This window comes from Jiangella gansuensis DSM 44835 (genome assembly GCF_000515395.1).
Lineage (GTDB): Bacteria > Actinomycetota > Actinomycetes > Jiangellales > Jiangellaceae > Jiangella > Jiangella gansuensis.
Genome location: NZ_KI911782.1, coordinates 2,380,290 through 2,391,745, shown reverse-complemented (window position 1 = coordinate 2,391,745; position 11,456 = coordinate 2,380,290). Strand labels below are relative to the sequence as shown.

Here is an 11,456-nt window from a genome sequence, read left to right as displayed (position 1 = left end):
CGGCTCACTCCGTCCGGCGCAGCAGCGCCAGGTACATCGCGTCCGTGCCGTGCCGGTGCGGCCACAGCTGCACGTCCGGCCCGGCGCCGAGGTCAGGCACCCCCGGCAGGCACGGCCGGGCGTCGAGGCGCTCCACACCGGACCGGGAACCCAGCACGTCGTCGACGACGGCGGACGTCTCGGCCAGATGCGGCGAGCAGGTGACGTACGCGACCAGCCCACCGGGCCGCACCGACCACAGCGCCGACCCGAGCAGGGCAACCTGCAGCTCGTGGAGCTCCTCGACGTCGGACGGCTGCCGCCGCCACCGTGCCTCCGGACGGCGGCGCAGCGCACCCAACCCGGTGCACGGGGCGTCCAGCAGCACCCGGTCGAAGTCGGCCTCCGGCCAGGCCGGCTGGGTGGCGTCGCCGACCAGTACCTCGTGCTCGCCGGGGTCGCCGGCCAGCGCCTGCGCCACCAGCTGGGCGCGATGCTGGTGCTGTTCGACGGCGAGCAGTCGCGCCCCGCGCTGGGTGGCGAGGCCGGCCAGCAGCGCCGCCTTGCCGCCGGGGCCGGCGCACAGGTCGAGCCAGCGGTCGTCCGGGCCGTCCAGCGGCGCGTCGGCCAGCGCGAGCGCCACCAGCTGGCTGCCTTCGTCCTGCACCCCGGCGCGCTGGTCACGGACGGCGGCGAACCGGCCCGGCGAACCGGATTCGACGACCACGCCGTACGGCGACCACCGTGCCGGGCGGGCGCCGTCGGCGACCAGCTCATCGACGGTGGCCCGGCCGGGCCGGGCGGCCAGGTGCACGTCGGCGGCCGCGTTGTCGGCGGCCAGGCAGGCGGCCAGTTCGGCGTCGTCACCGCCCAGCGCGTCGCGCAGGGCCCGCACGATCCACGCCGGGTGGGAGTGCCGGAACGCCAGCTGGTCGACGACGGGGGCGTCGTCGTCGACGCTGGCCGCCTCGGCGTCGCCGGGTACCAGCCGGGACGCCCAGCCGTCGAGGTCGTGCTCGCCGATGCGCCGCAGCACGGCGTTGGCCAGCCGGGCGGCACCCGGATTGACGTGCGTGCGGACGAGGTCGACGGTGGTCGACACGGCGGCGTGCGGCGGCACCCGGGTGGCGAGCAGCTGGTGCGCGCCCAGCCGCAGCGCGTCCAGCAGCGGCGGGTCGAGTTCGGTGACGGGGCGGGTCACACAGGCCGCGACCACCGCGTCGTACGTGCCCAGGCCGCGCAGCGCCCCGTAGGCCAGCTCGGTGGCCAGGCCCGCGTCGCGGCCCGACAGCCCGTGCCGGCGCAGCACCGCGGGCATGACCAGGTTGGCGTAGGCGTCGTCGGCCGTCACCGCCCGCACCACTTCGAAGGCGGCCTCGCGGGCGGGGTCCCGGCGCGGCGGGGCGGCGCGATGCGGCGCCCGGGTGTCGCGTCGCCCGGCCGGGGCGTCGGTGCGGCGAGCGTGCCCGGCGCCACGGCGCGGCCCGCGCGGCCGGCCCCGCTTCTCGCCGCCAGACTCGCCGCTCACGTGCCCAGCCGTTCTCCCTCGGCGGGGCGGACGCCGCGAGCCCAGTCGGTGGCCGCCATCGCCTTCTTGCCCTGCGGCTGCACCTCCCCGAGGACGACGGCGTGGCTGCCGGTTCCGACCCGGACGCCGGACTTCTCCACCACGATCTCCCCCGGAGCCAGCCCGTCGCGGCCGCGTTCCAGGGCGACCGGCCGCAGCTTCAGGCGCTCACCACGGAACGTCGTCCAGGCGCCCGGTGCCGGCGTGCAGGCCCGGACCACCCGGTCGACCCGGATGGCCGGCGCGGTCCAGTCGACCCGGGCGTCGTCGACGGTGATCTTCGGCGCCAGCGACACCCCGTCGGCCGGTTGCGGCTGTGGGCGCAGGCTGCCGTCGTCGATGCCGTCGAGCGTGCGCACCAGCAGCTCCGCACCGGACAGAGACAGCCGGTGCAGCAGGTCGCCGCTGGTGTCGGTGGGCCGGACCTCCTCGGTGACCAGGCCGTACACCGGGCCGGTGTCGAGCCCTTCCTCCAGCTGGAACGTGCAGGCCCCGGTGACGTCGTCGCCGTCCATCACGGCGTGCTGCACCGGCGCGGCCCCACGCCAGGCCGGCAGCAGCGAGAAGTGCAGGTTCACCCAGCCGTGCTTCGGCACGTCCAGCGCGGCCGGCGGGATCAGCCCGCCGTAGGCAACGATGGGCGCACAGTCCGGCGCCAGCTCACCCAGCCGGGCCACGAAGTCCGGGTCGCGCGGGCGCAGCGGCTTCAGCGCCTCGACGCCGGCCTCCTGGGCCAGCTGCGCCACCGGCGACGGCGTCAGTTTGCGGCCACGTCCGGCGGGGGCGTCGGGGCGGGTCAGGACGGCCACTACCTCGTGCCGGGACGCGAGCACCGCCCGCAGGGACGGGACGGCGACATCAGGGGTACCGGCGAACACCACGCGCATGACCATCGAGCCTACCGGCGCCGCACGGCTGTCCGGGTCGCGTCCCCCTGTGCCCCCCGATCAGACGGGCTTCGTGGCCTGACGTCACGAGCTGGTCTCCCGTAACGCTGAGCGCCGGAACCGGGCCGGGAAACGTCACGACCGGCCACATCGTCACGAGAAGCCAGCAGCCAACCCCGGGGACCGGCGAGGCGGTCCCCGGGCGCCGTCAGTCCCCGAGGTCGACGATCGCGGCGACCGGGCCGCCGCCGTCGGGACCCTGGTGTGCCGCCGACACGGACACGAACGCCGCCGGGTCGCCGGTGACCGCGGCCGTCACGCCGCCCACCGCGGCCTTGATCTGGCGGTGCCAGTGCACGTCGGAGTCGTCGAGCATGGCGTTGCGCCGGCCGCGGACCATGCCGTCCTGGCTGACCTCGCACTTGAGGAACACGTTGACCAGGCGGCCGTCGAGGTCGCTCGGGTGCGGCCGGTCGGGCAGCTCGAGGCCGGCGGCGCGGACGGCGGCCCAGATGCCGTCGGCGTCGAGGGCGTCGTTCATGATCGCGTGGCCGATGCGGTAGCGGCCGCCGACGCCGCGGGCGTTGCCGACGACCACGACCTGCGCGCGGTCCAGCTCGACGCCGGAGGAACAGGAGGCGACCGACGAGTACAGCGACCGGTCGTGCAGGACAGCATCGTCCGCCGGCACCTCCGGGAGCTCGCCGAGCGCGACCGCGACACCGAGCGCCGTGCATCCGTTGGACAGGTCCATCGACTCATGGGTGTTCTCGGTCCACACGGTCTTGCCGCGGGCCTTGGCGTCCCGGATGGTGTGGATGGTCAGCAGCGGCGTCTTGGTCTGCACGTAGTGGACGTCCGCAGGGTCGGCGATGCCGGCGCGTTCCATGCCGACCCGGACCGCGGCAGCGACCTTCTCGATCATGCCGCGGCGGCCGATCTCCTCCGGCAGGATCGGCTCGCTCATCGCGAAACCGACTGTCAGCCTGGGCTCGTCGACCGCCGGCGCGGCGCCGGCGGGGACGGTCGCGAACACCGTCGCGTGCGGGCTGAGGACGCCGTCGGTGCCGCCGGACCACACGATGGGGACCTGCCGCACCTCGTCGTCGGTGCGGGTGCCCCGCGACACTAGGACCTCGCGGAAGGCACGGTCGGCGATGATGCGGGTGTAGTCGTTGACACCGCCGTTGCCTTCGGTCTTGCCGACCACCGCGATCACCCGGTCAGCCTCGACGGCACCGGAGTCGATCAGTTCCGCGAGCCCGGATGCGTCGCTGACGTGCTTGATCGGCACCTTGCGGACCTCGATGGGCTCAGGCATGCCCGGTCACCTCTCGTGTGTCGGATGGAAGGACGATCGTCGCGGTGCTGGGAGGCTCACCGCGCACGGCGTCGGCGATGCCGGTGAGCGTGGTGATGGCCGCGCGCCGGCCGCCGTGTTCGACGAAGCGGCAGACGGCCTCGACCTTTGGGCCCATGCTGCCGCCGGCGAAGTGGCCCTCGGCCGCGTAGCCGCGCAGGGTGGCGGCGTCGACGGTGCCGACGGGCCGTTCGTCGGTGGTCCCGTAGCCCAGTACGGCGCCGTCGACGTCGGTGGCGATGACCAGCACGTCGACGCCGAGGGCGTGGCCGAGCAGGGCGGCGCCGAGGTCCTTGTCGACGACGGCTTCGACGCCGGCCACCGACCCGTCCGGCTGGCGCACCACGGGTATGCCGCCTCCGCCGTTCGCGACGACGACGAAACCGGCCGCCAGCAGCGCAGCCACCGCGGGCGCGTCGAGGACTTCCAGCGGTTCCGGGCTGGCCACGACCCGGCGCCAGCCGCGCGGCCCGCGGTCCTCCCACACCTGTCCGTGTTCGATGAGGACCTTCGCCTCGAGCGGCGGCAGGTACCGGCCGATGGGCTTGGTGGGCCGCCGAAAGCCCGGGTCGGCGGCGTCGACGAGGGTGCGGGTGACGACGGCGGCCACCCGGCGCCGCACGCCGCGCACGGCCAGTGCCCGTTCGAGCGCGTTGACCACGATGAACCCGATGGTGCCCTGGGTCTGCGCGCCACACCAGTCCAGGGTGACCGGCGGCACCACGGTCGCGGCGAGCTCGTTCTTGACCAGCAGGTTGCCCACCTGCGGGCCGTTGCCATGGGTGACGACGACGTCGAGGCCGTCGGCGGCGAGGTCGGCCACCGGCTCCATCGCGAGGGTGACCGCGGCGATCTGGTCCTCCGGCCGCGCTTTCCCGTCCGCTGACGTCATGGCGTTGCCGCCCAACGCGATGAGCACCCTCACGCCGTGACGTCCTTCCCTGGCCAGCGCCCCGATGCGAGCGAGCCTACGGAAGGCGCGACACACCCGACGACGGTGATCCTCGCCCAATCCCGGCGCGCCGTTCAGCAGCTCTCGCCGACACGGGCGGCAGCGCGCGCGTACGGCGTCCTCCATGATCGACGACCGCCGGCTGTCTCGGCGCGGCGGGTGCGTTCTGGCCTGGGGGAACAGCTCGGATCAGAGCCAGTCGACCTCCGCCGCCGCCGGGCCGCCGGAGAGCCGGGCGTAGCCGGGGCCGCGGTCGAAGAAGGGCTCGTCGCCGGTGCGGGCTGCGCGCATGGAGTCCCGCAGCGTCGTCGTCGCCGACTCGTCGACGACGGGGTCGTCCGCCGTCCCCGTCGCGACCACGCCGTAGTCGGCCCGGGCGCCGCCGAACGACACCTTCCGCCAGCGCAGGTCGCGCAGCACGTCCTCGACCGGCCGGTCCAGCGGATCGCCCCAGCCACCGCCACCGGTGGTGCGGATCCGGATGACCTCACCGGCGCGCACCGGTTCGGCATCGGCCAGCGCGTCGACCTCCCGCTCGGCCGGCCCGCCCGGGTCGATGGTCACCGCGAACGGCCGTCCGGCCCGGCCGCCCCGCACGCCCCAGCAGGACAGGATCGACCGGTCGGCGATGGACATGAAATGCCCGTCGCGCACCATCCGCACGTGCTTCTCGTAACCCAGGCCGCCCCGGAACCGGCCGGGACCGCCGGAGTCGACGGCCAGGCCCAGCCGCTCCACGAGGAACGGGAACCGTGCCTCGCTGAACTCCGTCGGCAGGTTCCGCGAGTCCGGCACCACGTGGATGGTGTCCTCGCCGTCGGCGTAGTAGCGCCCGCCCGACCCGCCGCCGAGCACCTCCCGCATCAGGTACGGCCGGCCGTCCTGATCCTGCCCGTAGACGCCGGTGTAACGGATGGTCTCCTGGTCGGCCGGCATGTATCCGTCGACCGCCTTCGCGACCACCCCGGCCAGCACCCCGAGCAGCCGCAGGATGACGAACGTCCGGGCGTTGGTCGGCGCCGGGAACACCGGCGTGAGCAGCGTCCCCGGCGGCGGGAACCGCATCTCGATCAGCGGCACCACGCCCTCGTTGACGTCCAACTCGGCCATCCGCTCCGGCGAGTCGGCGAGGTTGCGCAGGATGGGCGCCAGCCACTTCTTGAGGAACACGCCGTCGGCGTAGTCGCCGCAATGGTTGATCGGCCCTCTCGCCTGCGGCCCGGTGCCGGTGAAGTCGAGCACCAGCCGGTCCGGGGCGGTCTCGCGGATCAGCGTGATGCGCTGGGTGTGCAGCTTCGGCTCGTCGACGCCGTCGTGTTCGGCGTAGTCCTCCCACACGTACGTGCCAGGTGGGATCTTCGCCAGCACCTCGCGGCGGAACGTCTCGGTGGTCCGGTCGAGGATCGCGTCGAAGCACGCCTCGACGTCGGCCCGGCCGTAGCGCTGGAACAGCTCGGCCAGCCGCCGGGCACCCATGAGGCAGGCCGCGCACTCGGCGTCCAGGTCGGCGGCCAGCGACTCGGGCATCCGCGAGTTGCGCGTCATGATCTTCAGCGCCGCCTCGTTCGGGACGCCGGCGTCCCACAGCTTGATCGGCGGGACCATCAGGCCCTCCTCGAACACGCTGGTGGCGTTCGAGGGCATGGATCCGGGGACGGTGCCGCCGATGTCGTCGTGGTGGCCGAACGCCTGCACGAACGCCACGACCTCGGGCTCCCCCGCCGCGTCGTCGACGAACACCGGCGCGGTGACGCACAGGTCCGGCAGGTGCCCGATGCCGCCCTCGGACAGGTAGACGTCGTTGTGGAAGAAGACGTCGCCGGGCCGCATCGTCTCGATCGGGTAGTCGCGCACCACCGGATGCACCAGCGCCGAGTACGAGCGGCCGGTGAGCTTGCGCAGGCGGCGGTCGTGGATGCCGGCGCGGTAGTCGTGCGCGTCGCGGATCATCGGCGAGCGGGCAGTCCGGCCGATGGCCGTCTCGACCTCCTTCTCCACCGACGCCAGATACCCCTGGACGATCTCGACCAGGACCGGATCGACGCTCACGGGACCTCCCGGGTGATCAGCAGGTTGCCGAACGGGTCGACGACGGCGCGGAAGCCCGGGTGGACCGGGACGGTCGAGCCGAACTCCTCGACGACCGCCGGGCCGTCGACGACGTCGCCGGCGCCCAGCGCGGACCGGTCGTACACCGGGGTGTCCGCCCAGTCGTCGAAGAACACCGGACGGGACGTCCGCGGCGCCGCACCGGTACCGGCCGCGACCCGTGCGACCGGCGGCCGCTCGATCGGGCCGATGCCCGTGACCCGCAGGTTCACCCACTCCACCTCCTGGCGCGGGTCGTGGGCGAAATCGTAGCCGTAGAGCCGCCGGTGCTCGGCGTGGAACGCGGCGACGACGACGCCGGCCAGCTCCGCGGTGGACGGCCCGGGCGGCACCTCGACCCGCACCTCGTAGGCCTGCCCGAAGTAGCGCAGGTCGGCGGTGCGCACGAACCTGCGCTCCCCCGGCGCGAACCCCTCGCGGGCCAGCGCCGCGTCCGCCTCCGCCGTCAACGCGTCGAACGTCGCCGCGACGGCATCGAGGTCCAGCTCCAAGTGCCTGGCCACCGTGGTGCGGACGTAGTCGTTGCGGACGTCGACGGTCAGCAGGCCGTAGGCGGACAGGTTGCCCGGGTCGGGCGGCACGAGCACCCCGGACAGACCCAGCACGTCGGCCAGCCGGCAGGCCAGCAGCGGCCCGGAACCGCCGAACGCGACCAGGTGGAAGTCGCGTACGTCCAGGCCACGGCTCACCGTCACCTGCCGCAGCGCGTTGGCCTGGTTCCAGGCGGAGATCTCCAGAATGCCCGCGGCGGCGCGCTGCGGCGACAGCCCGAGCTTCGCGGCCAGATCGCCGATGCCGGCCCGGGCTGCGTCGACGTCCAGCGGGATCTCGCCACCGAGCAGGTGCGGCGGGATGCGCCCGAGCACGGCGTGGGCGTCGGTGACGGTCGGCTCGGTGCCTCCGGTGCCATAGCACAGCGGCCCGGGGTCGGCGCCGGCCGAGCGCGGACCCACCTTGAGCGTCCCCTCCGCCGACAGCCAGGCGACCGACCCGCCGCCGGCTCCGACCGTGACGACGTCGATCATCGGGATCTTGCTGGGATAGGCGCCGACACTGCCTTCCGTCGTCAGCGCCGGCTGCCCGTCGACCACCACCGTGACGTCGGTCGACGTGCCGCCGCCGTCGAGGGTGAGGACGCTGCCGAACCCGGCCGACTGCGCGACGACAGCGGCACCGAGCGCGCCCGCCGCGGGACCGGACAGCACCGTCGAGATCGGCTGGTGCACCACCTCGTCGGCCGACAGCACGCCGCCGTTGGACTTCATGACGTAGAACGGCGGCGGGGCCGTCGCGGCCGCGAGACCGGCCAGCCGGCCGGCGATGGTGCGTACATATCGGCTGATGCTCGGCTTCACCGCCGCGTCGACCAGGGTGGTGACGCTGCGCTCGTACTCGCGGTACTCGCGCAGGACCTCCGCCGAGACCGACACGACGGCGTCTGGATGCTCACGCGCCAGCACCTCGCGCATCCGCAGCTCGTGTTCGGGGTTGGCATAGGAGTGCAGGAAGCAGACGCCGATGGTGGTGATGCCGCGGTCGCGGAAGAACCGGGCCGCGGCGACGGCGTCGTCAACGTCGAACGGCCGCAGCTCGGTCCCGTCGTACGCCAGCCGGCCGCGGACCGTGCGGACCCGGTCGGCCGGAACGATGCGCGGCGGCTTCACCCAGAAGTAGCTGTTGCCGTAGCCGTCCGGGACCGACTGGCGGGCGATCTCGAGGACGTGTTCGTATCCCTCGGTGGTGATGAAGCCGAGGTCGTCGACCTTCCCCTCCAGTAGCCGGTTGGTGGCGACCGTGGTGCCGTGGCTGACGGCGGCGACGGCGTCCGGACGGGCGCCGAGAAGGCCGAGCACCTTGTGCACGCCGGTCATGAAGCCCTCGGCCGGGTCGCCCGGCGTGGACGGGGTCTTCGTCGTGACCAGCCGGCCGGTCCGCTGGTCGACGGCGACGACGTCGGTGAACGTCCCGCCGGTGTCGATGCCGATGCGGATACCTGGTGACGTGGCGGGCATGCGACTCCTCGGTCGGGGGCGTGTGCCGCTGATTCAACCCGCCCGCGACCTCGCCCGGCGTCGGCAACTGCTGCCAACGGTGCCGGGCCGGGCTTGTGCCCAGGAACGCCGATCGAGAGGCGCGCTGCGGGCGCTCAGCCGGTACGCGCCTGCTCGATGCGCGTCATGTTCTCGTGCCCCCAGTCGCCCAACGGCCGCAGCGCCACCTCCAGCGCCCGGCCGAAGTCGGTGAGCGAGTACTCCACCTTCGGCGGGACCTGGTGGAAGACCTCCCGGTGCACGACGCCGTCGGCCTCCAGCTCACGCAACTGCTGGATGAGCATCTTCTCGGTGACGCCCGGGATGCTGCGCTTGAGTTCGCCGAAGCGCAACGGGCCCTGGTCCTCGAGGGTCCAGACCAGCACCGCCTTCCACTTGCCGCCGACCACGTCGATGGCGGCGTCGAGACCGCAGGTGTAGGGCCGGTTCCGGGCCATGACGCGCTCCCTTGCTTACCAATTGGTGAGTACCTGACTTTATAGTCAGTACTTGATCATGAGCAAGCATCGGCACGACGATCGGTGCATGACGACGAACGACCGCCGATTCGGCGTGCTGGTCCTGCCCGACGCCGACGCACCCGCACTGCTCGACCGCTTCCGCCGGGCCGAGGACCTCGGCCTGGACCAGCTCTTCCTCCCCGACCACATCGGCAACATCTTCGCCACCGAACCGGCCTGGCTGGACGGCTGGACCATGACCGCCGCGGCCGCCATGGCGACGTCGCGGATCCGCGTCGGCACCCTGGTCAGCAACCCGATCCTGCGGCCTCCGGCGCTGCTGGCCAAGGAAGCCATGACGATCGACCGGCTGTCCGGCGGCCGCCTGGAGCTCGGCATCGGCGGCGGGATCATGGAGTCCGACCACCACGCCACCGGAACCGCGCCGTGGCCGGTGCAGGAACGGGTGGCCCGGTTCGCCGAGTACGTCGCGGTGCTGGACGGCGTCCTCCGCGGCGACGGCACGCCGTACACGTTCGACGGCGAGTGGTACTCCGTGCGCGACCTGCCGACCGCGCCGGGACCGCTCCAGCGGCCCGGCCCGCCCATCGTCGTCGGCGGACAGGCGCCCACCATGCTGCGAGTCGCCGCCGAGCGAGCCGACGCCTGGAACACCAACGGCCGCCCGGACGCGAGCGTGGAGGAGAACGTCGAGCTCGCCGCCGCACACAACCGGCGCCTGGACGAGCTGTGCGAACAGGCCGGCCGCGACCCCCGCACCCTGCGCCGGTCAGTGCTGCTGTGGGCCGGCACCGACCCCGTCACCGGGCCGGCCACGCTGGAGGAGCTGGTCGAGCGCTACACGCTCGCCGGGATCGACGAGTTCGTGCTCTGCTGGCCCGACGACCAGGCCGACGTCGGCCGGTTCGAGCACCTCGCCGGGACCATCGTGCCGAAGCTGCGCTGAGGCGGACCGGGCGTGTAGTACGTTCGGCGGCGAAACGGCGGCCGAACGGAGACCGGTCACATGCACGACGACGAGGCGGCTTTCGCGGAGCTCGTCACACGGCACCGGCCGGAGATCCAGCTGCACTGCTACCGGATGCTGGGCTCGTTCCACGAGGCGGAGGACCTGGCGCAGGAGACCTTTCTGCGGGCGTGGCGGTACCGCGCCGACTACCGCGGACCGGGCACCTACCGGGCATGGCTCTACAGCATCGCTACTCGTGCCTGCCTGGACGTGCTGAAACGGCACCGCCGGCGCCAGGTTCGGACGTCGCTTCCGGACCCGTCTCCGGAGGCGACGACGTCGTACCTCGCACCAACGCCGCCAGTCGCCGTGCCGTGGCTGCAGCCGTATCCGGACCACCTGCTCGACGAGGTCGTCGACCGGAACGCCGAGTCCGGGGCCTCGCCGGCGTCCACCGTCGTCGCCCGGGAGACGGTAGAGCTGGCCTTCCTCGCCGCCGTGCAGCACCTGCCGGCCAGGCAACGCGCGGTGCTGATCCTGCGTGACGTCCTCGACTGGTCCGCCCGGGAGACCGCGTCCGCACTCGGCACCAGCGTTCCCGCCGTCAACAGCGCGTTGCAGCGCGCGCGGCCGGCGGTGCGACAGCACCTGCCGTCTCGCCGGCTGGACTGGACAGCGCCTGCGAACTCGTCAGCCGGCGACCGCGAACTCGTGCGCCGGTACATCGACGCGATCGAGCGCTCCGACGCCACCGCCCTCGCCGAGCTGCTGGTGGCCGACGCGCGATCCAGTCATCAGGCCGGCGCCGGTGGCCATACAGGTACCGAGCCTGCCTGGTACCAGGGCCGGGGCACGCTCGTAGCCGCCTGGGCGCCTGTTATGGAAGGGCCGGCCGGCGGGCCCAGTCTGCGGATGCTGCCGGTGCGGGCCAACCGGCAGCCGGCAGTGGCGACCTACCTACGGCTGCCCTGTCAGCCCGACTACATGCCATTCGCGCTGGCAGTGCTGAGCCTGGCCAACGACCGGATCGCTGAGGTGATGGCGTTCCGGCCCGAGGTGTTCGACGCGTTCGGACTGCCGCCGCGGCTCGGCAACGATGAGTCCTGAACGAATCTGTCGTCACAGAAGCAGCAGGGTCACG

9 protein-coding genes are annotated in these 11,456 nt (G+C 73.2%); 2 read left to right on the top strand and 7 right to left on the bottom strand.

What is annotated here, in order from left to right; all coding sequences use genetic code 11:
• Positions 1–4: 4 nt before the first annotated feature.
• From JIAGA_RS29185 to JIAGA_RS0111470, 7 genes are all read right to left on the bottom strand, one after another.
• Complete coding sequence (locus JIAGA_RS29185) at positions 5–1,507, bottom strand: RsmB/NOP family class I SAM-dependent RNA methyltransferase (RefSeq protein ID WP_084469621.1); 1,503 nt, start codon at positions 1,505–1,507, stop codon at positions 5–7.
• Positions 1,504–2,433, bottom strand: a complete 930-nt coding sequence (gene fmt / locus JIAGA_RS0111495) for a methionyl-tRNA formyltransferase (RefSeq protein WP_026875772.1) — start codon at positions 2,431–2,433, stop codon at positions 1,504–1,506. Before fmt ends, JIAGA_RS29185 begins: the two co-directional genes overlap by 4 nt.
• 208 nt (positions 2,434–2,641) lie before the next feature.
• Complete coding sequence (gene bar / locus JIAGA_RS0111490; protein WP_026875771.1) at positions 2,642–3,754, bottom strand: barbiturase; 1,113 nt, start codon at positions 3,752–3,754, stop codon at positions 2,642–2,644.
• The gene (locus JIAGA_RS0111485) at positions 3,747–4,718 is read right to left on the bottom strand and encodes a carbamate kinase (protein WP_051425982.1); all 972 of its coding nucleotides are present in this window, start codon (positions 4,716–4,718) and stop codon (positions 3,747–3,749) included. Before JIAGA_RS0111485 ends, bar begins: the two co-directional genes overlap by 8 nt.
• Positions 4,719–4,934: 216 nt before the next feature.
• The gene (locus JIAGA_RS29180) at positions 4,935–6,794 is read right to left on the bottom strand and encodes a hydantoinase B/oxoprolinase family protein (RefSeq protein WP_051425981.1); all 1,860 of its coding nucleotides are present in this window, start codon (positions 6,792–6,794) and stop codon (positions 4,935–4,937) included.
• Entirely contained in the window at positions 6,791–8,866 is a 2,076-nt protein-coding gene (locus tag JIAGA_RS0111475; RefSeq protein ID WP_026875769.1) for a hydantoinase/oxoprolinase family protein, read from the bottom strand. The genes JIAGA_RS29180 and JIAGA_RS0111475 overlap by 4 nt, the downstream gene beginning before the upstream one ends.
• A 134-nt stretch (positions 8,867–9,000) precedes the next feature.
• Positions 9,001–9,342: a winged helix-turn-helix transcriptional regulator gene (locus JIAGA_RS0111470; protein ID WP_026875768.1), complete on the bottom strand. Its 342-nt coding sequence runs from the start codon at positions 9,340–9,342 to the stop codon at positions 9,001–9,003.
• A gap of 88 nt (positions 9,343–9,430) precedes the next feature.
• Between JIAGA_RS0111470 and JIAGA_RS29175 the strand changes: the two genes are divergently transcribed.
• Positions 9,431–10,312: an LLM class flavin-dependent oxidoreductase gene (locus JIAGA_RS29175; RefSeq protein ID WP_051425980.1), complete on the top strand. Its 882-nt coding sequence runs from the start codon at positions 9,431–9,433 to the stop codon at positions 10,310–10,312.
• A 60-nt stretch (positions 10,313–10,372) separates the two neighbouring features.
• Complete coding sequence (locus tag JIAGA_RS0111460) at positions 10,373–11,422, top strand: RNA polymerase subunit sigma-70 (RefSeq protein ID WP_026875767.1); 1,050 nt, start codon at positions 10,373–10,375, stop codon at positions 11,420–11,422.
• Positions 11,423–11,456 lie beyond the last annotated feature (34 nt).

Coding starts and splice junctions, on each gene's coding strand:
- fmt (WP_026875772.1), bottom strand. CDS start 2,433: ATGCGCGTGGTGTTCGCCGGTACCCCTGATGTCGCCGTCCCGTCCCTG.
- bar (WP_026875771.1), bottom strand. CDS start 3,754: ATGCCTGAGCCCATCGAGGTCCGCAAGGTGCCGATCAAGCACGTCAGC.
- JIAGA_RS0111475 (WP_026875769.1), bottom strand. CDS start 8,866: ATGCCCGCCACGTCACCAGGTATCCGCATCGGCATCGACACCGGCGGG.
- JIAGA_RS0111470 (WP_026875768.1), bottom strand. CDS start 9,342: ATGGCCCGGAACCGGCCCTACACCTGCGGTCTCGACGCCGCCATCGAC.
- JIAGA_RS29175 (WP_051425980.1), top strand. CDS start 9,431: ATGACGACGAACGACCGCCGATTCGGCGTGCTGGTCCTGCCCGACGCC.
- JIAGA_RS0111460 (WP_026875767.1), top strand. CDS start 10,373: ATGCACGACGACGAGGCGGCTTTCGCGGAGCTCGTCACACGGCACCGG.